This is a genomic window from Streptomyces sp. NPDC050759, from assembly GCF_044456945.1.
Taxonomy (GTDB): Bacteria; Actinomycetota; Actinomycetes; order Streptomycetales; family Streptomycetaceae; genus Streptomyces.
Genome location: NZ_JBITGI010000025.1, coordinates 57,074 through 81,726, shown reverse-complemented (window position 1 = coordinate 81,726; position 24,653 = coordinate 57,074). Strand labels below are relative to the sequence as shown.

20 protein-coding genes are annotated in these 24,653 nt (G+C 71.2%); 9 read left to right on the top strand and 11 right to left on the bottom strand.

The annotated features are described in order from the left end of the window. The first annotated feature begins 10 nt into the window (after window positions 1-10). Together ACIBJB_RS43680 and ACIBJB_RS43675 are read left to right on the top strand one after the other, a co-directional pair. A complete protein-coding gene (locus tag ACIBJB_RS43680; protein ID WP_398939734.1) occupies window positions 11-751 on the top strand; it encodes a class I SAM-dependent methyltransferase in 741 nt (246 codons plus the stop codon). A gap of 171 nt (window positions 752-922) precedes the next feature. Further along, window positions 923-2,509 carry an alpha/beta hydrolase gene (locus ACIBJB_RS43675; RefSeq protein WP_398939733.1) on the top strand — a complete coding sequence of 529 codons (1,587 nt, stop codon included), beginning with the start codon at window positions 923-925 and terminating at the stop codon, window positions 2,507-2,509. Window positions 2,510-2,591: 82 nt separating this feature from the next. On the opposite strand, the gene ACIBJB_RS43670 is transcribed toward ACIBJB_RS43675, so the two are convergent. Beyond that, entirely contained in the window at window positions 2,592-3,020 is a 429-nt protein-coding gene (locus ACIBJB_RS43670) for a MarR family winged helix-turn-helix transcriptional regulator (protein ID WP_398939732.1), read from the bottom strand. 80 nt (window positions 3,021-3,100) lie between these two features. On the opposite strand from ACIBJB_RS43670, the gene ACIBJB_RS43665 reads away from it, so the two are divergent. Together ACIBJB_RS43665 and ACIBJB_RS43660 are read left to right on the top strand one after the other, a co-directional pair. After that, window positions 3,101-3,529, top strand: a complete 429-nt coding sequence (locus ACIBJB_RS43665) for a PaaI family thioesterase (protein ID WP_398939731.1) — start codon at window positions 3,101-3,103, stop codon at window positions 3,527-3,529. Between the two features lie 74 nt (window positions 3,530-3,603). After that, entirely contained in the window at window positions 3,604-4,701 is a 1,098-nt protein-coding gene (locus ACIBJB_RS43660) for a chemotaxis protein (RefSeq protein ID WP_398939730.1), read from the top strand. A 16-nt stretch (window positions 4,702-4,717) separates the two neighbouring features. On the opposite strand, the gene ACIBJB_RS43655 is transcribed toward ACIBJB_RS43660, so the two are convergent. After that, window positions 4,718-5,131 carry an SsgA family sporulation/cell division regulator gene (locus tag ACIBJB_RS43655; RefSeq protein WP_398939729.1) on the bottom strand — a complete coding sequence of 138 codons (414 nt, stop codon included), beginning with the start codon at window positions 5,129-5,131 and terminating at the stop codon, window positions 4,718-4,720. A gap of 383 nt (window positions 5,132-5,514) precedes the next feature. On the opposite strand from ACIBJB_RS43655, the gene ACIBJB_RS43650 reads away from it, so the two are divergent. Next, complete coding sequence (locus ACIBJB_RS43650; RefSeq protein WP_398939728.1) at window positions 5,515-6,945, top strand: PP2C family protein-serine/threonine phosphatase; 1,431 nt, start codon at window positions 5,515-5,517, stop codon at window positions 6,943-6,945. Window positions 6,946-6,949: 4 nt separating this feature from the next. Here the strand turns inward: ACIBJB_RS43650 and ACIBJB_RS43645 are convergent, their stop codons facing one another. Continuing rightward, a complete protein-coding gene (locus tag ACIBJB_RS43645) occupies window positions 6,950-8,443 on the bottom strand; it encodes a hypothetical protein (protein WP_398939727.1) in 1,494 nt (497 codons plus the stop codon). A 243-nt stretch (window positions 8,444-8,686) separates the two neighbouring features. On the opposite strand from ACIBJB_RS43645, the gene ACIBJB_RS43640 reads away from it, so the two are divergent. Further along, window positions 8,687-9,826: an aminoglycoside phosphotransferase family protein gene (locus tag ACIBJB_RS43640; protein WP_398939726.1), complete on the top strand. Its 1,140-nt coding sequence runs from the start codon at window positions 8,687-8,689 to the stop codon at window positions 9,824-9,826. Window positions 9,827-10,092: 266 nt separating this feature from the next. Then, on the top strand, window positions 10,093-12,048 hold the full coding sequence (locus ACIBJB_RS43635; RefSeq protein WP_398939725.1) for an N-acetylmuramoyl-L-alanine amidase: 1,956 nt from the start codon (window positions 10,093-10,095) through the stop codon (window positions 12,046-12,048). A 51-nt stretch (window positions 12,049-12,099) separates the two neighbouring features. Here ACIBJB_RS43635 and ACIBJB_RS43630 read toward each other — a convergent pair whose 3' ends face one another. The 8 genes from ACIBJB_RS43630 to ACIBJB_RS43595 all read right to left on the bottom strand — a co-directional run bounded on the left by ACIBJB_RS43630 (window position 12,100) and on the right by ACIBJB_RS43595 (window position 20,807). Further along, window positions 12,100-12,597, bottom strand: coding sequence for a hypothetical protein (locus ACIBJB_RS43630; protein WP_266553424.1), 498 nt, complete (start codon window positions 12,595-12,597; stop codon window positions 12,100-12,102). A 76-nt stretch (window positions 12,598-12,673) separates the two neighbouring features. Further along, entirely contained in the window at window positions 12,674-15,541 is a 2,868-nt protein-coding gene (locus ACIBJB_RS43625) for an ATP-binding protein (protein WP_398939724.1), read from the bottom strand. A 144-nt stretch (window positions 15,542-15,685) separates the two neighbouring features. Beyond that, window positions 15,686-16,300, bottom strand: a complete 615-nt coding sequence (locus ACIBJB_RS43620; RefSeq protein WP_398939723.1) for a CGNR zinc finger domain-containing protein — start codon at window positions 16,298-16,300, stop codon at window positions 15,686-15,688. 63 nt (window positions 16,301-16,363) lie between these two features. Beyond that, the gene (locus tag ACIBJB_RS43615) at window positions 16,364-16,606 is read right to left on the bottom strand and encodes a DUF397 domain-containing protein (protein WP_007379863.1); all 243 of its coding nucleotides are present in this window, start codon (window positions 16,604-16,606) and stop codon (window positions 16,364-16,366) included. Window positions 16,607-16,701: 95 nt separating this feature from the next. Then, entirely contained in the window at window positions 16,702-17,868 is a 1,167-nt protein-coding gene (locus tag ACIBJB_RS43610; protein WP_398939722.1) for a thiolase domain-containing protein, read from the bottom strand. Beyond that, the gene (locus tag ACIBJB_RS43605) at window positions 17,865-18,929 is read right to left on the bottom strand and encodes a thiolase domain-containing protein (protein WP_398939721.1); all 1,065 of its coding nucleotides are present in this window, start codon (window positions 18,927-18,929) and stop codon (window positions 17,865-17,867) included. The genes ACIBJB_RS43610 and ACIBJB_RS43605 overlap by 4 nt, the downstream gene beginning before the upstream one ends. Then, window positions 18,926-19,867 carry an OB-fold domain-containing protein gene (locus ACIBJB_RS43600; RefSeq protein ID WP_398939720.1) on the bottom strand — a complete coding sequence of 314 codons (942 nt, stop codon included), beginning with the start codon at window positions 19,865-19,867 and terminating at the stop codon, window positions 18,926-18,928. Before ACIBJB_RS43600 ends, ACIBJB_RS43605 begins: the two co-directional genes overlap by 4 nt. A gap of 139 nt (window positions 19,868-20,006) precedes the next feature. Beyond that, complete coding sequence (locus ACIBJB_RS43595) at window positions 20,007-20,807, bottom strand: crotonase/enoyl-CoA hydratase family protein (RefSeq protein WP_398939718.1); 801 nt, start codon at window positions 20,805-20,807, stop codon at window positions 20,007-20,009. Window positions 20,808-20,983: 176 nt separating this feature from the next. Here ACIBJB_RS43595 and ACIBJB_RS43590 point away from each other — a divergent pair, with 176 nt between their 5' ends. Continuing rightward, window positions 20,984-22,597: an acyl-CoA synthetase gene (locus tag ACIBJB_RS43590; protein ID WP_398939717.1), complete on the top strand. Its 1,614-nt coding sequence runs from the start codon at window positions 20,984-20,986 to the stop codon at window positions 22,595-22,597. Window positions 22,598-22,828: 231 nt separating this feature from the next. Then, a complete protein-coding gene (locus ACIBJB_RS43585; RefSeq protein WP_398939716.1) occupies window positions 22,829-24,574 on the top strand; it encodes a sulfatase in 1,746 nt (581 codons plus the stop codon). The last annotated feature ends 79 nt before the right edge of the window (window positions 24,575-24,653 follow it).

Below are 24,653 nucleotides of genomic sequence, written 5' to 3'. Positions count from 1 at the left end.
GGCTGCGGCGATGCTGACGCACAACGACGACGTGGACTGGGACCGCTGGCCGGTCGCCGACTATCTCGCCGAGAACTACCAGGAGTTGCATCCCTCGGACGCCGAAGTGATCGTCCACCACTCCGCGTTCTACCGGCGTCTGGCACCGGGCGGGGTCGCCCGGTCGGTTGAGTTCGGCGCCGGACCCAACCTCTACCCGCTGATCCTCGCGTCCGCGGCGAGCCGCCATGTGGACGCCGTCGAGGCCGGCGCGGGCAATGTGGCCTATCTGCAACGGCAGATCGTCTGCGGACCCGATGCGAACTGGCTGCCCTTCCACGCGCTGTGCCGACACCTCAATCCCGCGGTGCCGAGGACCCTCGCGAGGTCGCTGGCGCAGGTGCACGTCGTCCACGCGGACGTCCGGGACCTGGAGCGGGGCGGGTACGAACTCGCGTCCATGCACTTCGTCGCCGAGGGCGCCACGGAGGACTTCGCCGAATTCGCCGACTTCTGCCGGGCGTTCGCCCGCTGTGTGGTGCCCGGCGGGCATCTGGTGGCCGCGTTCATGGAGAACATGCCGACCTACCGCATCGGACCGACCTCACGCTGGCCGGGCTGTCCGGTGAACCCGGAGACCGTCACGGAGGTGTTCGCCCCCCTCACCCGGGAGCTGTCGGTCACCCACGTCGACCCCGACCCGACCCTGCCGGCCTACGGGGACTCCGGGATGGTGCTGCTCACGGCGGTGGCGGCGGACGGGAGGGGGTGAGGGGGGTGCCGTATGGCGACGGGCGGGGGGCTCACCCGGAGCGGAAAGGACGCTTGGCATCGAGCGGGCGCAGGGTAGGGCACATTCCGTGATCGCGCTCCCCCGGAGGCGTCCCGTCGAAGGGCCGCTTATCGTGATCGAGGGCGCCGATGGGCGTCCTTGGAGGCATGGATGCTCGCCAAGGTGACGAGGCGGCGATGCGCTCTCTCCGGAGCCGTGGGGCTGGCCCTGCTCGGCGCCGGACTGCCGTCCGTGGTCACGGACGGCTCCGGACCGGACCTGTCGCGCTTCTACCGCCAGAACATCAAGTGGTCGAAGTGCGTGGGCATGGAGGCCCCGAAGGACCTGCAGTGCGGAAAGGTCACTGTTCCCCTCGACTACGCGAAGCCCCGCGCGGGCACCCTCGAACTGGCACTCGCCCGCTACCGGGCCACGGCCAAGCACAAGCGTGGCTCGGTGCTGCTGAACTTCGGCGGCCCGGGCGGCGCGGGCGTGCCCGCACTCGCGGCCGGTGGCGACGACTTCATGGGGCTGACGGACGAGTACGACGTGGTGTCGTTCGATCCGCGAGGCGTGGGCAGGTCCTCCCCGGTCAGCTGTGGCAACGGCACGGACGAGGCGCTGGCGGCAACCGACGACGACACCGCCTTCCACCGGGATCCGCAGGCCGTGTTCGGGACGTTGCGGAAGGCCGCCGACCAGTGCGCCACGCACTCCGGACCCGTGCTCCCGCACATCGGCACGGTGAACGTCTCCCGCGACCTGGACGTCATGCGCCAGGCCCTGGGCGACAAGAAGCTCAACTACCTCGGCTTCTCGTACGGCAGCCGGCTCGGCGCGGTGTACGCGGCCCAGTTCCCCGAGAAGGTGGGCCGGTTGGTGCTGGACGGTGTGGACACCCTCACCGAGCCGCTGGCCGAACAGGGCGTGGCGGGCGCCGCCGGGCAGCAGACGGCGCTGGAGGACTTCGTCGACTGGTGCGTGAAGGACATCGCCTGTCCGTTCGGCACCGACGCGCGCGGCGCCCGGGAACAGGTCCAGCACCTCGTGGCGTCGCTGGACGAGGACCCGGTGCCCACGGACTTCGGCCCCGACTTCACCGGACAGGACCTCGTGGGCGCCATCGGCCAGGCCCTCTACAGCAAGGATCTGTGGCCCTCGCTGGAGCGGGCGCTCGCCGAACTGGTGGAGCAGGGCGACACGACGGGCGTCCTCGGCTTCGCGGGCGGCGGCTCCGATGTCCTCACCCGCGCGCACGCTCCCTCCGACGACCCGACGCACAGCACCCTCGCCGACGTGGAGGACATACCGCTCGACAATCTTCCGGCGGCGCTGATGGCGGTCAACTGCGCGGACGATCCCGACCGCCCCGGCGCCGACCGGATCACCAAGGACCTGGCCCGGCTGCGCGCCGCCTACGATCAGGCGTCACCGGTCTTCGGCCGCTACCGGCTCACCGAGTACCTGATCTGCTACGGCCGCCCCAAGGGCACCGACTTCATCCGCGAGAAGGTGCGCGACGTCCGCACCCCGAAGATCCTCCTCGTCGGCACCCGCGGCGACCCCGCGACGCCGTACCGCTGGACCGTGGAGACCGCGAAGCGCCTCGGCGACTCGGCCGTGGTCCTCGACAACAAGGGCGAGGGCCACACCGGTTACGGCTCCTCCAAGTGCGTGCACCGCAAGGTCGACGACTTCCTGCTGTACGGCAGCCTCCCGCCCGACGGCAGCTCCTGCGGGCCCGAACGCGACGACTGACCGTTTCACCACCTCGGCCTGGGGCCACGGCTTCGCCGGTGAACCCGCCACCGCGGTCACCACCTGGGCAGCGGCGCACCCCCTAGGACTCCCCGTACGCGAGCCGGTGCATGGCCGTCGCCGCCCGGGTGAAACCGTCGTCGCCCAGCGCCTCGCGCAGTTCTGCGTTGAAGCGGTCGATCTCGGGCCGGGCGGCTCGCAGGGCGTCGGTGCCGGCGTCGGTCAACTCCAGTACGACGGCGCGGTGTTCACGCGGGTGCGGCCTCTTCGCGAGGAGACCCGCCGCCGTCAGCCGGCCGACCAGCCCGGTCACGGCCGACTCGCGCAGTCCGAGCGTGCGTGCGAGCTGCTGCTGGGTGATGCCCGCCTCGTCGTGCACCGCGAACAGGGCTCCGAGCTGGGCCGTGGTGACCCCCGCGGCGGCCAGGCAGCGCCGGTCCGCAGTGGTCCGCAAACGGTGTGCGGCCCGCTGGAGCAGGAAGTAGAGACGCTGGTCGTCGGGCTCGGGCATGGGCCGATGTTGACAGACGGGAGGGGGCCGCGCCAGTCTCACTTCACCAGTGAAGTGAGACGCGAGAGGGAGGTGGGCGGATGACCCGGACCCTGGACCTGGAGCTCGCCCGCAAGGTCCTGGCGGCACAGCCGTTCAGCACGTTGGTCGGCGCCCGTCTGACCGCGTTCGAGGAGGGCGGGGCGACTCTGGAGTTCGACATCCGCGGCGACCTGCTCCAGCAGCACGGCACCGTGCACGGCGGAGTGCTCGGCTACGCGGCGGACAACGCGCTCTCCTTCGCGGCGGGCTCGGTGGCCGGCTCCGCGGTGACCACCGCCGGCTTCTCCATCGACTTCCTGCGTCCCGCCCGCGGTGAACTGCTGCGCGCCCGCGCCCGGGTCGTACGGGCCGGCCGCACCCGTGTGGTGTGCCGCTGCGACCTGAGCACCGTGGACGCCGACGGCACCGAGACCCTGTGCGCGGTGGCCCAGGGCTCGATCGCCGTACTCGAGCCGCTGAAGACCTGAACTGTCAGAACTCCTGAGCGCCCGATCAAGTTGCCCCAAATGCCTGATCGGCCGATCGGCCCTATGGTGCTGTTATGGAGCACGCACTCAGCCCTGCGACCCTCTCCGAACTGCGCCGCCCGCGCGCCTATCCGGCGGTGTCCGTACTGACGCCGACCCACCGCCGTGAACCCGAGAACGCCCAGGATCCGGTCCGGCTGCGCAATGTCGTGGCCGAGGCCAAGAAACAGCTGGAGGCCGACCCGGCGGTCCCCCGGGAGCGGCGCGCCGACGTCGTCCGGCAACTCGACCTCGCACTCGCCGAGATCGATCTGACGCACGCCGAGGACGGTCTGGCGATCTTCGCCGCCCCGGGCGAGCACCAGGTGTGGTCCCTGTCCCGTGCCGTACCGGAGCGCGTGGTGCTCTCGGACACCTTCCTGACCCGCAACCTCGTCTCCGCCCAGGCCTCGGAGCGGCCGTTCTGGGTGCTGTCGGTCTCGGCCGACCGCGCCACCCTGTGGAACGGCGGCGTCGACCGCGTCACCGAGCACCGCGCCGGCGGCTTTCCGCTGACCAGGACCCGCGAGAACTTCGACGCCGAGCGCCTGGAGCGGATCGGTGACATGCCGAGCACCTTCCGGGACGAGGACACGCGGCACTTCCTGCGGGACGCCGACACCGCGCTGGCCAAGCTCCTGCGCGAGGACCCGCGGCCGCTGTACGTCACCGGCGAGACCGCGGCGCTGTCCGCGCTGGACGACGTCGGCAGCGTCACCAAGGACGCGGTGCACGTCCCGCACGGCGGGCTCGCGCACGGCACCCCGGACGCGGTCTGGCACGCGGTCCGGCCGCTGGTCGCCGCGGAGGCCCGCAAGAGCACCGACGCGGTGACGCTGGAGCTCGAAGCTGCGCGCGGACGGCGGGCGTTCGCGGCCGGTGTCGACGAGATCTGGCAGAGCGCCCGGGAGGGCCGGCTGCGCTTGCTGGCCGTCGAGGAGAACTACCGGGTGACGGTCCGCGACGACGGCGGCGACCATCTGGTCCCGGCCGAGAGCGGCGACCTCGACGCCCGCGAGGACATCGTGGACGAGATCGTCGAACAGTGCCTGGAGACCGGTGCCGACGTCCGCTTCGTACCGGACGGCACGCTGGGCGGCTCCGACGGCATCGCGGGAGTGCTGCGGTACTGAGGCCGCCGTAGGCCACTCAGACACCTCCGAACAGCGCGCTGAGTCCCTGTTCGACTGCCGCGCCGAGGTCCTCCTGCCCTGCGCCCACCACCGCATAGGTCCCCAGCAGGAAGCTTCGCAGGGCCGGCGTTTCGAACTGGAGGAGCGCGAGGCCGTACGGCGAGTGGAACTCCACGACCGTCGTGCTCCCACCGCACGGCCAGATGTGCACGTCCCCGCCGCCGGCCGGTCCGCGCAGCCCCTCCTCCAGCAGGGCACGGGCGAAGGTCCAGGTCACCCCCTGTCCGTCCAGGGAGACCTCGGGCGGGAAGTCGACGCGGACGGCCAGCGGGTCGGTGGAGTCGTAGCGCAGGATGGCCGGGACGGGCAGTTCCTGGTTCTCCGCGGTGACCAGCCGGGCGCGGGCGGGCTGCTCGAGTGTCGTGTCCATACGATTACGACCTCGCAAGTGCCGTTTGCATTACGCCAGAGCGCGGGTGAATTAATGTGACCTGCGTCACATAGCAAGATTTCTCGACTTCACCACGAGGTCTTGCCAGACTCCTTAGAACACAAGACCGTCGAACACGCAAATGAACACCGGATCGGCCACCCCACCGACCCGCAAGTCGCGTACATCGCCTACGACTTGAGACACCGAAGAGCGTAGTCGACACGCTCCACCCGACCGCTCCGTGAAGACCCTGGCATATGCCAGAAGCACCACCGTATCGTGTGCTGCCAAATCCCTTACAGCGCGTCGCGCCCTGTGCAACAGTCGTAACGGTCCCTCCGTCCCGCCCAGGTCGAACCGTCCCCGCATCGGAGTGCGTCATGCCGTCCCACCTCTCCGCGGACCACCCCGCCGCCCAGCCGCCAGGACGCGGCTCGGTCGACGCGCTGATATCGCAGACGCGGCGGCTCAAGGGCGAGGTGGACGCCGTACGACGGGACGCGCCCGGTGACGGCTTGGACCCCCAGGAGCGCTGGCAGCGCGCGCTGTACGACCTCGCGCTTCACCAACTCAGCGATCTGGACGAGCACTTGGCGCAGCTGCGGGACGGCCCGCCGCCCGTGCCGTCGGCACCCGGGGCACAGTCCGCCGCGCGAACCGCGCCGTCCGCTCCCCGGCGCGGCTCGCTGCTCAGCCGGGTCGGCAGCGCGGAGTGGAACCTCCTTACGGACGAGGCGAGTTGGTCCGGGGAGCTGTACCAGATACTCGGCCGCGACCGCACCGCTCCCCCGCTCACCCTCGACGAGCTCCCTTCCCTGGTGCTCGACGAGGACCGGCCGAGGCTGACGGCCATGGTCACGGACTGTCTGGTCGACGCCAAACGCATCGACGGCGAGTTCCGCGTCGTGCGTCCGGACGGCGAGGTGCGCACCGTCCACATGATGGGCGAGCCCGTGCTCGCCGCCGACGGCAGCACCGCCTCGATGTGGGCCGTGCTGCGCGACGTCAGCGAACTGCGGCGCAGCGAAGCGGCGGTGAGCGAGACCCGTGACTCGTTACAACGCCAGCGGCAGCGCGCGCAGAGCGAGCACCGGCTCGCGGTCGAGCTGCAGGAGGCCGTGCTGCCGCCGTGGCGTGGCTCCCTGCGGCTCCCGCACCGGGGCACCGAGACCCTGGACCTGGCCGCCCACTATCTGCCGTCGTCGGCCAGCGCCCTGATCGGCGGCGATTGGTACGACGCACTGGAACTGGCCGACGGCGCGACCCTGCTGAGCGTCGGCGACCTCACCGGGCACGGAGTCGCGGTGGCCTCCGGCATGGCGACCCTCCTCGGCGCCGTGCGCGGCATGGCGATGGCGGGCACCCAGCCGGGCCAACTGATGTCCCTGCTCAACCAGTTGCTCGACGCCACCGTGCAGCCGGCCCTCGGCAGCGCGGTCTGCTGCCGCTACCGCCCCGAGACCCGCACCCTGGTCTGGGCGCAGGCCGGGCACCCCGCCCCGCTGCTGTTCCGCAGCGGGACGGGGCGCAGGCTGAACTCACCCGACGGCGTGCTCCTCGGCGCGACCTCGGGAGCCGTCTACGCGCAGGCCGAGGAGACCCTCGAACCGGGCGACCTGCTCCTGCTGCACACGGACGGACTGGTGCCCGGGCGCAGCAGTACGGCTGCCGTGAACCGGCTCCTCGGCCTGGCCCCCCGTTTCGACGGGGCACGCACCGCGCAGGACGGTGTGCGCGTGGTCATGGAGGAGTTCGGCGAGAGTGAGCGCGAGGACGACGCCTGTGTGCTCATCGCCAAGGTGACTTCATAACGACTCACGCCCGAGCGCTGTTGCCGCCCCTTCCCTTCGGCTTCGGCAGCGCCAGCCTGATCTCCTCGCGCAGCTCGTTGATCTTCGGGTAGCCGGAGTACTCGGCGGTGAGCCGGTACATCTGACGCAGCCGGTCCCAGGTGCGGTGCGAGGAGTTGGAGCCCATCGACACCAGCGCCAACCGCGCGTAGCGGTCCGCCTGTTCGGGGTCGTCGGCGATGAAGCAGGCCGAGGCCATCGACAGGAAGTCGAAGATCTTCGACCGCTGCCGTCCGTCGACCCGCAGGGCGAGGGCCTTCTCCGCGTAGTGCTGGGCGTGCACGGCCGCACCCGGCTCGTGCTCCGCCAGCGTGCGGTAGGCCAGGGCCTGCATGCCGTACAGGTCCTCCTCCTTGAAGGTCTGCATCCAGCTCGGCGGTGGCACGTCGCTCTTGTCGGAGACGAAGAGGTCCTCCGCCTGTCCGAGGGTGCGGCGCATCGCCTGGCCCTTGCCCATGGAAGCCTGTGCCCAGGCCTCGATGGTGTAGAGCATGGCCCTGGTGCGGGGCAGCACCTGTTCGCCGGAGCCGGACTGGGCGAGCTTCATCAGGTCGAGTGCGTCGTCGGGCCGGCCCAGGTGCACCATCTGGCGGGCCGCCCGGGAGAGCGCCTCGCCGGCGCGGGGCCGGTCACCGCCCTCTCGCGCGGCATGGGCGGCGATGACGAAGTACTTCTGAGCCGTGGGTTCGAGGCCGACGTCGTGGGACATCCAGCCCGCGAGGACGGCCAGGTTGGCGGCGACGCCCCACAGGCGTCGCTGCAGATGGTCGGGGTGGCGGTAGGCGAGCATGCCGCCCACCTCGTTGAGCTGGCCCACGACCGCCTTGCGTTGCAGCCCGCCGCCGCGGGCCGCGTCCCAGGCCCGGAACACCTCGACCGAGCGCTCCAGTTCCTCGATCTCCTGCGACCCGATGGGGGCGGCCTCGTAACGGTCGAACCCAGCGGGGTCGGCGTGCAGGGGGTCGTCGAACTGGGGGGCATCGGCGGTGAGGGCCGGATCGGTGTGCAGCCAGTCGTGCATGGCACTGCTGAGTACGGATCCCGCGGTGAGCGCGGCACCCGCGCCCACCAAGCCGCGTCGGTTGAGCATGAGGTCCATTCCCGTGAATTCGGTGAGGACCGCGGCGGTTCGGTCGGGCGCCCACGGCATGCCGTCGGGATGTTCCACACTCCCGTCACCCTGCCGTTTCCCCGTACGCCCGTGCCGGACCAGACCGAGGTCCTCAATGGTCACGACACGGCCGAGACGCTCGGTGAACAGGGCCGCCAGCACCCGCGGCACCGGATCGCGCGGGATCTCTCCCATGTCGATCCACCGCCGGACCCGCGAGGTGTCGGTCGAGAGCTGGGGATGGCCCATGGCCGCCGCCTGCCGGTTGACCAGCCTCGCGAGTTCACCCTTGGACCAGCCGGCGAGGCCGAACAGGTCCGAAAGTCGGGAGTTGGGTTGTCCGCTCACATCAAGCCCCCAGGTTCTCGGCTGAGTTGACAGTAGCCCCGTGTCAGTTGCTCCGGGACTATTCGCCAGGGTTCGCCAGGGTGCGCCAGATGGTGTGCCAGTGCGCATCTGCGGTGAGGTAGGAACGCGCCACCCCGACCCGGACCGCACAGGGACATTCCCCAGGGTGCACCCGGTGGTCCGGATCGGGCAGCGCACTGCTTCTCCAGGCACAGCAGGCACACGAAGGGATCTGTCTCGCCCATGTACGCAGCATCGTCCTCCGTGTCCGCCCCGCCCCGGTCACCGCATCTCCGCCCGGCGGGCGGTGGCCCCTACCTCGACCCCGCGCGGCCGACGGCCCCCGTACCGGGTACGGGCAGGACGCGGCGCGCTCCGGGGCTCGGCACCCCACCGCTCAGCGGGAGACTCGACTTGTCCGGCCCCCAGGGCGCCCAGCTGCGCACGGCGATCGCGTCGGTGCACCGGATCTGCCCGGAGTTCGCCCCGGTGCAGGTGCTGCGCCGCAGCGGACGCTCCGTGCTCCTGGTCGGTACGACAGGACGCAGCACGGCTGTCGCCAAGTGCTTACTCGACCACTCACCCGTATGGGCCGAGCGGATCCGGCACGAAATAGCCGCATACCGTTCCTTCGTCCGGCACCGGCCTCCGGTGCGCGTCCCGCGGCTGATCGCGGCGGACCCGGACAACTGCACCCTGGTCATCGAGCGGATGCCCGGCCGGGCGGCGGCTCTGCACCGGCATCCGGCGGAGGCCCCGCCGCGCGCGGACATCAGGGCGGCGCTCGGCGCGGTGTGCCGGCTCAACGCCTGGCGTCCGCCCGCGGGCACCTTCGACGCCCCGCTCGACTACGCGGCCCGCATCTCCCGCTACCACGAGCTGGGGCTGCTGACCGACCGGGACATGGGCGACCTGCAGAAGCTGCTGCACGGCATCGCCCACTCGGCGGGCCGACAGGGCATGGGCCAGTTCTGCCACGGCGACGCTTTGCTCTCGAACATCCTGCTCTCACCGGCCGGTCCAGTGCTGGTGGACTGGGAGCACGCGGGCTGGTATCTGCCGGGCTACGACCTGGCGACGCTGTGGTCGGTCCTCGGCGACGCCCCGGTGGCGCGTCGTCAGATCAGCCAGATCGCCCAGTCGGCGGGCCCCGCCTCGCGGGACGCCTTCCTGGTGAACCTGATGCTCGTACTGACCCGTGAGATCCGTACCTACGAGACGGCCGTGCAGCGTTCGATGCACGACGCGACCCCGGCGGCACCGGGCCCCGCCCACCCGGGTGCCGCGCCGTCCGGCGAGGAACAGCGGCTGCTGCTGAGGCGGCTGCACGACGACTGCCAGCTGGCCCGCCGGGCCGTGCGTGCGGCGGTCGGCACTCGCTGACGGGGACGACGGTCCGCGGTGCGCCCCGCAGAACGGGGGTGCGCCGCGGACCGTCGTATGTGCGGCTCCTCGCCAGGGGCCATTGGTGTACGCCACTGACGCCCCGCAGGCCCGGAAGCATCCGCCACGAAACTCCCGGCACCCCTCATTGACATGGGAAATCGCCTGCCCCTGGGCATGATTGACGGATCGTCGCCAAGCCGGTACCACTGACGCACGCCCGGCCCCGCACGGCTCATCGCGCCCGACCGTCCCAGGAGGCTGCATTGCGAGGATCCACGACCGACCCCAACAGAGCCGCCCGGAGGGTCGTCGGCACGCTGGCCGGCACCGCCCTGCTGCTGCCCCTGCTCGGCGCGGCCCCGTCGCAGGCCCAAGACTCCTCGACCGGCCTCCAGCAGGCCTTCGCCTCGGCGGCCGCCGAGTACCACGTCCCGCAGAGCGTCCTCCTCGGCGTCTCCTATCTCCAGTCCCGCTGGGACGGCCACGCCGGAGCGCCGAGTGTGACCGGCGGCTACGGCCCGATGCACCTGACCGACGCCCGCACCGCACTCGCCTCGCAACCGCACCACAGCGAGGGCGCGGAGGACGCCCGCGGCGACAGCGCCCGCCCGGCGCTGCTCCCGGAGACGAAGGTGCCGGCGCCCACCGAGCTGCCGGCCCGGCTGGAGACCTTGCCGAAGGCGGCCGAGCTGAGCGGTCTGAGCGCCGACGACCTGCGCACCGACCCCGCGGCGAACATCGCCGGCGGTGCCGCGTTGCTGGCCGCCGCCCAGAAGGAGCTGGGCGAGCCGCTGAGCCAGGACCCGGCGGACTGGTACGGCGCGGTGGCCCGCTTCTCCGGCGCGGACGACAGCGCGACGGCGGCGGCGTACGCGAACGACGTCTTCGACGTGCTGCGCACCGGCGAGGAGCGCACCACGGACGCCGGTCAGCGGATCGCCCTGACCGCCCGGCCGACGCTCGCCCCCGACACCGCGCAGCTCGCCCGGACGGGCCTGCGCACGCTCGGCAACGGCACCACCGAGTGCCCGAAGACCGTCTCCTGCGAGTGGATCCCGGCACCTTACGAGGAGTTCGGGGACAACGACTACGGCAACCACGACCTGGGGAACCGTCCGGCCTCACAGAGCATCAAGTACATCGTCATCCATGACACGGAGGGCACCTGGGACGGTGTCCTCAACCTGGTGCAGGACCCGACCTATGTGTCGTGGAACTACACCCTGCGCTCGACCGACGGTCACATCGCCCAGCATGTGAAGGCGAAGGACGTGGCCTGGCACGCGGGCAACTGGTACGTCAACGCCAAGTCGATCGGTCTGGAGCACGAGGGCTTCCTGGCTAATCCGGACGCCTGGTACACGGAGGCGATGTACCGGTCCTCCGCGCGGCTGGTGAAGTACCTCTCCGCGAAGTACGGCATCCCGCTGGACCGGCAGCACATCCTCGGCCACGACAACGTGCCGGGCCCGACGACGTCGACCGTCTCGGGCATGCACACGGACCCCGGTCCGTACTGGGACTGGCGGCACTACTTCGAGCTGCTGGGCCACCCGTTCAAGGCGACCTCCGCCAAGCGGGGCGGCCTGGTGACGATCCGGCCCGACTACGCGACCAACCAGCCGCAGTACACGGGCTGCGTCGCCAAGGGCGAGCCCTGCGCGTCCCACGGTTCGAGCGAGGTACGGCTCTACTCGGCCCCCGACGAGAACTCCGCTCTCGTCACGGACATCGGTATGGGCGGCAGGGCTCCGACGACCGACGTGAACGACCTGTCGTCGCGGGTCTCCACCGGCCAGCAGTACGCGGTCGCGGACCGGGACGGCGACTGGACGGCGATCTGGTACCTGGGCCAGAAGGCCTGGTTCAAGAACCCCAGGAGCAACCCGACCGCGGTGAGCGCCGCCGGTCTCGTCGTGACCCCCAAGGAGGGCCTCGACAGCGTCCCGGTGTACGGCCGCGCCTACCCCGAGGCAGCCGCCTATCCGACGGGGGTCCCCGCCCAGGCGGTGTCGCCGCTGCCGTACAAGGTGCTCAAGGGCCAGACGTACGTGATCGGTGACAAGGTGCCCGGCGAGTACTACTACGCGGTCACCTTCACGACGGACTCGCACAAGGTCGTGGTCGGCCAGGACCTGTACTACGAGATCCAGTACGGCCACCGGGTGGAGTTCGTGCGCGCGGCGGACGTCGATGTGCAGCCCTCGGTGCGGCGCTAGCGGGCACAGGCGGGGGACGCCGTCCGGGACGGTGTCCCCCACTTCCGGCCGTCAGCCCTGCTGGAAGAGCTCCGCCGGCAAGGGCTTGAGGAGGGCGTACAGGTCGTCCGTGATCGGGCGGTCCCAGGCGGCGATGGTCACCAGGACGTTGTCGCTGCGGTCGAACTGGACGCAGGAGATGCGGCTCTCGGAGAGCTTGAGGCGGCGCACGATCAGGAGGTTGTCGCCCTGCATCACGGGCATCTCCTCGGTGTCGGTGACGGTCACCTCCTCGTCGTTCTCCAGCGCGATCAGCAGCTGCGCCACCTCGAAGGGGACCTGGCCGTCGGGGACCTCGCGGGCCGGGGAGCCCTCGGGGAGGTTGCCGATGATCATCGCGGGGCCGCGGCCGCCGAAGAGGTCGTAGCGCAGGAAGACGCCCTGACAGGTGCCGTCGGGGGCGGGCAGGAGCCCCGCGCCGAGGTTGCCGGGCCAGTCGCCCGGGTCCATGGCCAGGACGTCGAAGTCTGGACCGGCGGGGGTGGCACTACGGCGGCGGAGAAACGACATGCGCCAATGGTAAGGGGCAGTCACGTGGTCGTGCGGGTGCAGGTGCGGGGGCCTGCCGCGCGATTCCCCCGCGCCCCTATGGGAGACCACTCACCGTTCGCAGGCCGGTACTGTCCGTTCCGAGCTTGCGACAGACGGCCGACAGCAACCGTGTCGCCGTCTGCTCATCGGCGTTCAACTCCTTCGCGATCTCCTCCTCGGTGTGCCCCCGCGCCACCAGGTTCGCCACCGTACGTTCGCGCGCCGTGAGCGTGTCCGTCTCCGTGCTGTGCAGGCGGCGGGGGCGGAGGCCCGCGGCAGTCAGTTCGTCGCGGGCGGTCTCCATCAGACCGTCGGCGCCGCACTGCACGGCTGTGTCGAGGCCCCGGTAGAGGTGTTCCGCCGCCTCCCGGGCGCGACCTGTGCGACGCAGTTCCGTGCCCAGCGCCACCAGCGCGCAGGCGAGCTCGTACGCGGCCGGGGAACGTTCCAGGTGGGCGACCGACTCCTCCAGGAGCTTGACCCGGGCCGAGCCCGGTGAGACCTCTGCAGCCAGCCGGAGTGCCTGGCCCACCGCAGACGGGGCCCCGAACTGGCGGGCTCGCGCCACCGCTTCGAGTGCCGTCGTGACCGCTCGCTCCGGGGCGTCGTGGCTTTCGGCGCGGGCCAGATGGAGCTGCCAGGGGCACCACGCGGGGTTGCGCATGCCGCGCGGTTCCAGGCGGCGGCCGGCGGCGGTCAGCTCGGCGGCCGCGTCCCTGGTGCGGCCGCGCGCCAGCAGCAGCTCGCCGTACACGGTCTGGGCGTCGGGGAAGACCACCACGGCCGGGAAGGGGGCGCCGAAGGAGTGGTCCTCGGCGGTCTGCGCGGCCTCGTGGACCCGGCCACGGGCGAGCAGGACCTCGATGAGGATGCCCACGGCGTACCACTGGGCCGGGGTGCCCGGCCCGACGCGCTCGGCGAGGCGCAGTCCCGCGCGGACGAAGTCCTCGGCCTCGGCCAGGCGGCCGCGGCGGAAACGGACGTAGGCGAGCAGGGTGTACGCGAAGGAGAGGTGGGCGCCGCGCCAGCCCTGCCGTTCGAAGTCGGCGATCCCGGCGGCGAAGAGCTCCTCGGTGCGGCCCGGGCGGTCGGCGTAGGTGAAAGCGAGGGCGACCAGGACGGGCACCTCGAAGCCGCGGTCGGGATCGGCCCAGCCGAGACCGCCGGCGAGGGCACGCTCGGCGTGCTGGAGGGCGATGTGGGCGGGTTCGCCGCGCAGGACGGCATCCCAGGTGCGCAGGCCGATGATGTACCGCTCGGTGAGGTCGCGGCCGGTGAGACGGTCCGCGAGCCTCGTCATGCGGCGGGAGCGGGAGGGGTGGTCGGGTTCGTCGGCGCGGAAGGCGTCCCACATGAACTGTTCGGCGACCATGCGCAGCTTGACGCGGGCGTCGCCGGTGATCTTGATCTCGCAAGTGAGGGTGTCGGAGGCCTCGGCGAGGCGGTCGCTGTGGGCGAGGACCTGGGAGAGCCGGTAGACGATGCGGTGCCGCAGCGCGGAGTCGGCGATGGGCTCTTCGAGGGCGGCGCGCAGGTGGTTGACCGTGGTGGCCGGTTCGGTGAGCAGGGAGGCACTGCCCAGTTCGTACAGGACGGCGGCCCGGTCCTCGAAGGGCGGAGGTTCGCGCAGGGCGCGGGCGAGACAGCTGCGGGCCGCGTCGGGGGCGCCGGAGCGCAGGGTCTCGGCCGCGGCGGCGCGCAGTTGCTGGACGACCCAGGGGTCGCCGTCGGGATGCGTCTCCAGGAGGTGGCGGGCGGCAGCGGCCGGGCCCCGTCCGTCGTCGACCACGCACCAGGCGGCCTGGCCGTGCAGCGCGACGCGGAACCCGGCCGGGATGGCCCGGTAGACGGCCGTGGCGATGAGCGGGTGGACGAACTCCAGGGATTCGCCACCGGTGAGGATGCGGGCGCCGCGCAGGGCGTCGGCCGCGTCGGCGGCCTCCTCGTGGCCGAGTCCGGCGACGGCGGCGGCGAGCTGGGGATGGATCTCGGTGCCGAGGACCGCGCAGGCCCAGGCGAAGCGGACGGTCGAGGTGCCGAGGCGTTCGAGGCGGGCGACCAGGCCGCTGCCCTTGACGGCGGCCGCGAGATCACGCAGGAGGTGCGCCGCGTCCTCGGTCGGGGTGACGCCGCGGTCGTGCACCTTGGCGGTCAGTTCGACCGTCTCGAAGGGGTTGCCCGCGGTGACGGCCCAGCATTCCCGGCAGAACGCGTCGTCGGCGTGCGCGCCGAGCGACTCCCGCACGAGACGGGCGACGGCGACGGCGCTCAGCGGTTCCAGGTCGAGCGGGCGTCCGCCGGCCCGGCCGGGCAACGCCCTGAACGACTCGGCGTGGCCGGGGAGTTCGTCGGGCCGGTAGGCGACGACGACCAGCAGCGGGAGTTCCTCGGCGCGGGGTGCGAACGCGGCCAGCCAGCGCAGCGATTCGGGGTCGGCCCAGTGGGCGTCGTCGAGCACCAGCACCATGGGGGCGCGCAGGACGGCGAGATGGGTGAGCACCCAGTCGAGTCCGTCCCGCAGGCCCTGCGGATCGGGCGGCGCCCCGTCGGTCGGGGCGCACAGGCCGAGTGCGGGGCCGACGATGTCGAACCAACTGCCCAGCTGGGCACGGAGATCGGCTTCGCCCGCGCCGGCGAACTGCGGCTGCAGCAGCTGCCGGGCGACATGGAAGGCGACCCGCTGTTCCTGGTCGCCGCCGCGAGCGGCCAGCACGGTGCAGCCCCGGTCGGCGGCGCGGCGGCGGACCTCGGTGAGCAGGGTCGTCTTGCCGATGCCGGCCCGGCCGGCGACGGCGACCACGGCTCCGCGGGAGCGCCCGCGCGGTTCGGCACCGTCCATGTGCAGCCCGGTGAGCTCTTCCAACGCCTCGTCGACGGCGGCGAGTTCACTCTCCCGCTCCAGGAGAGTCCTTCTGCTCCGCATACTGCGCGGCACCATGGCGCACCCCCCGTCACGGAGGCACACCCGCGCGGGGAGCGAGCGCACACCGTGACCTACAGGCACCTCAGCGTACGCCCGCGGGGTGCCGGGCGGGCGCGTGTCGACCCGGCCGGGTCGAGGAACCGCTCACCCCGCTGGGCCCCTCCCCTGCTCCCTGTGCCGCTCATGATGCCGTGCCACCCGTGCCCGGTTGCCGCAGGAGGGCTTGCACCATTCCTGCCGCGGATGATCCTTCAGGAAGTACCGCACGCACCGCGGGGCATGGCAGGCGCGCAGCCGCCGTCGGTCGGCTCCGGCGAGAAAGGCGATCGCGGCCTGCGCCAGTACGGCGGTGAGGTCGGTCCCCCGCGGCACCGGCTGCCGGAGTACGACGGGTTCGGCGTCGTCGGTCCAGTGCAGCACGGGGACGGTCGGGGTGCGGGCGGCGGCCGTGTTGAGGCGGGCGACGGCCTCGGGGACGGGCAGCAGGCGTGCCGCGTCGGCGGGGCTGGGCTCGCCGGGACGCACGGCGTGGGCGAAGAGGGCTCGGACGGCGGCCCGCAGGTCACGGACCGCCGCGAGGGTCCCCTCGTCGGCAACGAAGTCCGAGGCGTCCGGCAAGGTCTCGGCATACTCCCGGACCCAGGCGGTGAGGCCCGCGGGGTCGGCCAGGTCGTCGGCGACGCCGCCGTGTCCGTCGTGCCGGACGGTGAGGGCCAGGTCCAGGGTGAGACGGGCGTCCCTGTCGATCGTGTCCTGCATGCGGCTGATGATAGGTACCGCGCATCCATGAACACGTGGGCCAGGGTCCCCTTGCGCTCACTCTCAGGTGAGGTCGAACTCTCCTTCCCGCGCCCCTGACACGAACGCGCCCCATTCAGCCGGGGTGAAGATCAGGGAAGGGCTCTCAGGGCGGCCGCTGTTGCGCATCGCGATGAACCCCTCGACGAAGGCGATCTGGACATCCCCCAGACCGCGGCTGCTCGAGTGCCAATCGGCGTTGCTCAGGTCCAGCTCCGGCTTCTCCCAGCCCATGAGCGGCTGCTGCTGGATGGTGGTCTCGGCCACGTCCGTGCTCCTCCCGATTGCGTCGTCCGCGGCCAGCCTAGCGATCGTGCCCGACCGCCGACAGGCCACGTGAGGGGGACCTTTCAGGAGTCAGGTCACGCATCAGGGGGCTCAGACCCCACGAGCCACATGGAGAAGAACTGGGATCCGCCGCCGTAGGCGTGTCCCAGCACCCTGCGGGCGCCCTCCACCTGGTGTTCCCCGGCCTGTCCGCGCGCCTGGAGCGCGGCTTCCGCGAAGCGGATCATGCCGGAGGCGCCGATCGGATTGGTGGACAGCACGCCACCCGACATGTTGACGGGCAGATCCCCGTCCAGCTCGGTGACGCCGGCCTCGGTGAGCTTCCAGCCCTCGCCCTCGTCGGCGAAGCCGAGGTTCTCCAGCCACATGGGCTCGTACCAGGAGAACGGCACGTACATCTCGACGGCGTCGATGTCCCGGCGCGGGTCGGCGATCCCGGCCTGCCGGTACACGTCGGCCGCGCAGTCCTTGCCGGCCTGGGGCGACACGGCGTCCTTGCCCGCGAAGAGCGTCGGCTCGCTGCGCATGGCACCGCCCAGCATCCAGGCCGGCGGCCGGGGCGCCCGCGCGGCGCCCGCCCGGTCGGTGAGCACCATCGCGCAGGCCCCGTCCGAGGACGGGCAGGTCTCGGAGTAGCGGATCGGGTCCCAGAGCATGGGCGAGGCCTGGACCTTCTCCAGGGTGATGTCGTGCTCGTGCAGATGCGCGTACGGGTTCTTGAGCGCGTTACGGCGGTCCTTGTACGCCACCAGCGACCCGACCGTGTCGGGCGCGCCGGTGCGCCGCATGTACGCGCGCACGTGCGGTGCGAAGAAGCCGCCGGCTCCGGCGAGCAGGGGTTGCTGGAAGGGGATCGGCAGGGACAGGCCCCACATGGCGTTGGACTCGGACTGTTTCTCGAAGGCGAGGGTGAGGACGGTGGAGTGCACCCGGGCCGCCACCAGGTTCGCGGCGACCAACGCCGTGGAACCGCCGACGCTGCCCGCGGTGTGCACCCGCAGCATCGGCTTGCCCACCGCGCCGAGCGCGTCGGCCAGGTACAGCTCCGGCATCATGACGCCCTCGAAGAAGTCGGGCGCCTTGCCGATCACCACGGCGTCGATGTCGGCCCAGTCCACCTCGGCGTCGTCGAGCGCCCTTCGGGCGGCCTCCCGGACGAGCCCGGCGATCGACACGTCCCGGCGGGCCGCGACATGCTTGGTCTGGCCGATCCCTACGACGGCCACGGGCTCCTTGCTCATCGCGGATCCCCTTCGAGTACGGCGACCAGGTTCTGTTGGAGACAGGGCCCGGAGGTGGCGTGGCCGAGGGCCCGGTCGGACTCGCCCCGGTGGATCCGGGCGGCGGATTCGCCGATGCGGGCGAGCCCGGCGGCCATCATCGGGTTGGCGGCGAGGGCCCCGCCGGACGGGTTGACCCGTGTGGAGTCGTCGAGCCGCAGCGCCTTGCGCAGGACGACTTCCTGTGAAGTGAACGGCGCGTGCAGCTCGGCGGTGTCCACGGGCCGTTCGAAGGCCCCGGCCCGCTCGGCCGCCAGGCGGGTGGAGGGAGAGTCGGTGAGGTCGCGGACGCCGAGCGAGTGCGCCTCGATGCGGTGGTCGATCCCGCGGATCCAGGCGGGGCGCTCGCACAGCTCCCTGGCCCGCTCCCCCGCCGCGAGGACCACGGCGGCGGCCCCGTCGCCGATGGGCGGGCAGTCGCCGGTGCGGAGTGGTCGTACGAGGTAATCCCCCTGCGGTACGGGGCCTTTGAGCTGTGCGCGCGGGTTGTCGGTGGCCCGGCTCCGGGCGCCGATCGCCGCCAGCTCGCGCTCGTCCGTGTCGCCCGCGTCGATGAGTGCCTGGGCCTGGAGGGCGGCGAGGGCGACGGAGTCGGGCCACAGGGGGGCGACGTAGTAGGGGTCCAGCTGCCGGGTGAGCACGTCGCGCAGGGAGCCGGGCGAGGATTTGCCGTAGGAGTACACCAGCGCGGTGTCGGCGTCCCCGGACAGCAGCTTGGTCCACGCCTCGTACAGGGCCCAGGCCCCGTCCATCTCGACGTGCGACTCGGAGATGGGCGGCCAGGCGCCCACGCCGTCGAGGGCCAGGGTGAAGGAGAAGGCACGCCCCGCGAGGTAGTCGCAGGAACCGGAGCAGGTGAAGCCGATGTCGGCGGTCTTCAGACCGGTCTGCGCGACGACGTCGTGCAGGACCGGCATGAGCATCTCCACCTCGGAGACTTCCTCGGTGGAGCGCAGGGTGTCGGACTGGGCGAAGGCCACGACGGCGATGTCGCGGGGCTCCGGGGCTGCGTCGCTGGTCACAGGAGGTCCTTGTAGGTCTCGTAGTCCGCGTCGGGTTCGCCGGTCGGCCGGTAGTGGTCCGGGTAGCGGCCGCCCTCGGTCCACACCGGCTCCACCCGCAGCCCCATCCGCACCTGGTCGTACGGGATGCCGCCGATCCGGCCGTGCAGCGCGAGGTCGGCGCCGTCGAGGGCGATGTGGGCGTAGACGTACGGCACGTCGATGTCGAGGTTCTTGGCCTTGATGTTGACGATGCAGAAGGTGGTCACTGTGCCGGCAGGACCCACTTCCACCTGTTCCGATGTGGCTACGCCACATGTGGGGCAGGCACCCCTCGGCGGGACGTACACCTTGCGGCAGGCCGGGCAGCGCTCACCGACGGCCCGGTGTTCGGCGAGGGCGTTGATGTAGGCGGTCTGGGCGCGGCCCGGTGAGTAGGTGTAGTCGAGGCGGGCCCGGGCGACGATGCCGTGGACGGGGTCCTCGAACTCGCCGGAGTGGACGGCGACTTCGGAGTCGTCTCCGTCGTACGGCTCGAAGCAGGCGATGTCGGTGATGGCGCCGCAGCGTTCCCCGGCCCAGCGGATCCGGACGCGCATGCCGGTGCGGACGGCGTCGGGGCCGGGGGCGTCGAGGGCATGCAGCAGGGCGGTGTCGGCGCCGTCGAGCTTCACCAGGGCCCAGGCGAACGGCGTGTCCAGCGGCTGACCGCGACGGGGTTCGTGGTTCCAGGCCCAGGTGGTGACGGTGCCGGTGGTGCCCACGTGGACGAGGTCACGGATCTCCTCGGCGGTGACGGGGTCGTACTCGACGGGCGGGACCAGGGTGCGGCCGTCGCGGGCCTTCACGCCGAGGACGACACACTCGCGCAGGCCGGTCAGGAAGGCGCTCTGGACGGGGCCGAGGGAGCGGGTGAAGGGGAATTCGACGACGAGTGGGGCCTTGAGTACATCCGGCATCGGCGCGTGCCTCCTAGGAGGATCGGGTGCGGGAGACGCCCGTGAGGGGCGCGGGGCGGTGACATCTGCGGCTCCGCCGCGTGGGCGCGACCAGCCACATACGGCCCGCGGCTGCGAACCGGCCGAGGCCGGCGCGGCGCTACGCCCGCTTGTAGTCGGGCGGCCGCTTGTCGGCGAAGGCTCGCGCTCCTTCCTTGGCGTCGGCGGTGTCGAAAATCGGCCACCCCCGCTTCAGCTCGGCGGCCAGCCCGGCGGTCTCGGTCATCTCGGCCGTCTCGTAGACCGAGGCCTTCACCGCCTCGACGGCCAACGGACCGCAGGCGTTGATCAGTTCGGCGATCTCCAGGGCCTTGGCGAGTGCCGTGCCGTCCGGGACGACGTGACCGATCAGGCCGATGCCGGCGGCCTCGCGTGCGGTGTACGGGCGGCCGGTGAGCAGCATCTCCAGCGCGTGGGTGCGCGGGATCTGGCGTTGCAGCCGGACCGTGGAGCCGCCGATCGGGAACAGGCCGCGTTTGACCTCGAAGAGGCCGAAGGTCGCGGACTCGCCGGCGACCCGGATGTCGGTGCCCTGGAGCATCTCCGTTCCGCCCGCGACGCAGTAGCCCTCGACAGCCGCGATCACCGGCTTGCGGGGGCGGTGATGGCGCAGCATCGCCTTCCAGTGCAGGTCCGGGTCGGCGGTCAGCCGGTCGCGGTACTGCTCGCCGCCGGTGCCCTTGCCCGCGAGGGCCTTGAGGTCCATGCCGGCGCAGAACGAGTCGCCCGCGCCGGTGAAGACGACCGAGCGGATCGAGTCGTCCGCGTCCGCTTCCAGCCAGCCGTCGTACAGGCCGACCAGCATCGGCAACGAGAGCGCGTTCTTCGCCTCCGGCCTGTTGAGCGTGAGCACCAGTGTGGCGCCCTCGCGCTGGATGTCGAGGTGTTCCGTCCCACCCATCGCCCGTCTCCCCTCTGCCAGAACGAGAACAGGTTGCAGGAGGCGCCGACGCACTTCAAGAGTTTTCTGACAGTCAGTCAGATTTATTCGCGCGAACCCTTCACAGTCACGCCGCCCTTTGCTCTGATGACCGGCGAACCGTCGCAGATGCAGGCCGTGTTGGGTCAGGAGGAGCGGTGGAGTACAACCTTGCCGACCTGTTCGAGTCCGTCGTCGACGTGGTGCCGGACCGTGAGGCGCTCGCGTACATCGACATTCCCGGTACGGGTGCGGAGCGCCGGCTGACGTACGCGGAACTGGACGCCGCGGCCAATCGCATCGGCCACCATCTGCTCGACAGCGGAGTACGGCCCGGTGAGCACGTCGGGCTGCACCTCTACAACGGGGTGGAGTACGTGCAGACGCTGCTGGGCTGCCTGAAGGCACGGATCGTCCCGGTCAACGTCAACTACCGATATGTGGAGGAGGAGTTGGTCTACCTCTACCGGGACGCGGATCTGGTGGGGCTGGTCTTCGACGCCGAGTTCACGGACCGCGTGGCGGCCGCGTTGCCGCAGGCGGATCGGCTGCGGCATCTGGTGCGGGTCGGGGGCGGGGAACCGGGTCGGCTGTCGACGGTGCACTTCACGGACGCCGAGTCCGGCGGGTCGCCGGAGCGTGGATTCCCGGCGCGCTCGGCCGACGACCAGTTCATCATCTACACCGGCGGCACCACCGGGATGCCCAAGGGGGTCATGTGGCGTCAGGAGGACCTGTTCTTCTCGGGACTGGGCGGGGGCGCACCCACCGGTGAGCCGGTCAAGCGGCCCGAGGAACTCGCCGAGCGGGTCGCCGCGGGCGGGGCGGGGATCACCTTCTTCCCCACACCGCCGCTGATGCACGGCACCTCCACGCTGACCACTCTCATCGGCTTCAACTTCGGCCAACGGGTCGTACTGCATCGCAAGTTCGTGCCCGAGGAAGTGCTGCGGACCGTGGAGCGGGAGAAGGTCAGCGCCATGTCGCTGGTGGGCGACGCGATGCTGCGGCCGCTCATCGACGCGCTGGAGGGCCCGAGGAAGGGCACCGACATGTCGTCGGTGTTCAGTGTGTCCTCGTCCGGCGCGATCATGTCGGACACGGTGAGCCGGCAGTTCCGGGCGCTGGTCCCGAACGCCATGCTGCTCGACAACTTCGGCTCCTCCGAGTCCGGCTTCAACGGGACGGCGACGGAGGACTCCGGCCCCGAGCGCGGCTTCCGCGTCCGGGTGAACTCCCGCACCCAGGTGGTCGACCCGGCCACGCACGAGCCGGTGGCCGTGGGCGAGGTGGGCCGGGTCGCCCAGTGCGGCCATGTGCCGCTCGGCTACTACAACGACCCGCGGAAAACCGCCGACACCTTCTTCGAGAAGGACGGCGAGCGGTGGGTGCTGCTCGGGGACATGGCCACCGTCGACGAGGAGGGGGTCGTCACCGTCCTCGGGAGGGGCTCGCAGTGCATCAACACGGGCGGCGAGAAGGTGTACCCGGAGGAGGTCGAGCAGGCACTCAAGGCGCATCCCGATGTGTACGACGCGCTCGTGGCCGGGGTGCCGGACGCGCAGTGGGGGCACCATGTGGCCGCCGTCGTGCAGTTGCGCGAGGGTGCGGCGCGGATGTCCCTGGACGACCTCCAGACCCACTGCCGGGCGCGGCTCGCGGGGTACAAGGTGCCCCGCCAGCTGGTGATCGCCCAGTCCATCCGCCGGTCCCCGAGCGGCAAGGCGGACTACCGGTGGGCGCAGAAGGTGGCGGTGGCGGCGGACGGGTGACGGTCGGATCCCGACCCCGTGCGATTGAACCGAACGTGACGTGCGAACGTACTGGTGGTGGCAGGCTCGGTCAGCGGGCCCTGTTCGTCATGCCGTCGCCGCAGGACCGCACGTCACAGCAAGACCGCACGGAAGGACCACCGGGTGTCGCTCTTCACTCGTTCTCGCCAACTGCCGGGTACCACTGGGGGCGAGGCGGAAGCGGATGGTGGGGGTGCGACGGGGGAAGGTGTGACGGAGGAGGTCGCAGAGGAGGCTGGGGCGACCGAGACCGCTCAAACCGCCGAGACGTCTCAAGCCGCCGACACCTCTGAGGCCGGCGACTCCCCGCGCCCCGGCTGGTTCGGCTGGCGCCGCCGCTACCCCCGTACGGCCCATGGCGTGTCCGTCGGGACGAGCGTGCTGGCCGGTCTGCTGGTACTGCTCGTGCTGCTCTTCCCGAACCGGCTCGACCACATGAACCTCCGGTCGTTCTTCCGTCTCCCTGTGGAGGCGATCGTCCTCGCAGCCGTCCTCCTCGTGTTGCCGCCGAGGGCGCGCCGGATCGCGGCCGTCCTCTCCGGGGTGTTCCTCGGGCTGTTCACCGTCCTGAAGTTCCTGGACATGGGCTTCTACCAGACCCTGGCCCGGCCGTTCGACCTGGTCTTCGACTGGATCATGCTGGGCAACGCGAGGGACTGGCTCCGGGAGTCGTTCGGCCGCACCGGCGAGGTGCTCGCGGTGACCGGGGTGATCGTCCTGTTCATCGCCCTCCTCGCGCTGTGCACGTGGGCGGTGGTACGGCTGGCGAACGTGATGTCCCGGCACCGTCAGACGGCCGTCGGCACCACCCTGGTCCTCGGCACGGTCTGGGTCACCTGCTTCACGGTGGGCGTGCAGTTCGGCGGGGTCTCGTTCGCCACCAAGGGCAACACCGAGTTCGTCGCCAACCGCGTACAGCATGTGCGCAACGGACTGGGAGACGCGAAGGTCTTCGCGAAGCAGTCCGCCGTCGACGCCTTCGCCGCCACGCCTCCCGACCAGCTCCTGACCGGGCTGCACGGCAAGGACGTCCTGTTCACCTTCATCGAGAGCTACGGCCGCGTGGCGATCGACGACCCGGCGATGGCGCCGGAGATCGACGCGACCCTCAAGAAGGGCGACGCGACGCTCAAGTCGGCCGGGTTCGCGTCGCGCAGCGGCTGGCTGAAGTCCCCCGTGACAGGCGCCGGCAGCTGGATGGCCCATTCCACGTTCCTGTCCGGCCTGTGGGTCAAGAACCAGCAGCGGTACCTGAACCTCACCACCAGTGACCGCGCGACCCTCACCAGCTACTTCCAGAAGACCGGTGACTGGCGCACGGTCGGCATCGTGCCGGGTGTGCGCAAGTCCTGGCCCGAGGGCAAGTACTTCGGCCTCGACCACATCTACGACTCCACGCACCTCGGCTACAAGGGCCCCTACTTCAGCTGGACGCCCGTGCCGGACCAGTTCAGCCTGGAGGCCTTCCAGAAGCTGGAGCACGGCAAGAAGAACCGTGACCCGATCATGGCGGAGATCATCCTGGCGTCCAGCCACAACCCCTGGTCGCCGATCGCCCACACGATCGACTGGAACGACCTCGGCGACGGCTCCGTCTTCGAACAGATCAAGAAGGAGGGCACGAACCCGACGGAGGTCTGGAAGAGCCAGGAGCGGGTGCGTACCGAGTACCGCAAGGCCATCCAGTACTCCGTGGACAGCCTGACCCAGTGGATGCAGCGCTACGGCGACGAGAACACGGTCCTGGTCTTCCTCGGCGACCACCAGCCCGTCCCGACCGTCACCAAGGGATCCACCAGCACTGACGTGCCGATCACGATCGTCGCCAAGGACCCGAAGGTGCTGGACCGGGTCGACGGCTGGAACTGGACGGACGGCCTCAAGCCCGCCGACAACGCGCCCGAGTGGGGCATGGACAAGTTCCGCGACCGCTTCATGACGGCGTTCGCGAAGTGACGTCCGGCGACGCGCGCGTGGACCTCTTGCCTCCGCACCGGTCGCCTGGATTACTGATCCCCAGCACCGCGACCGAATG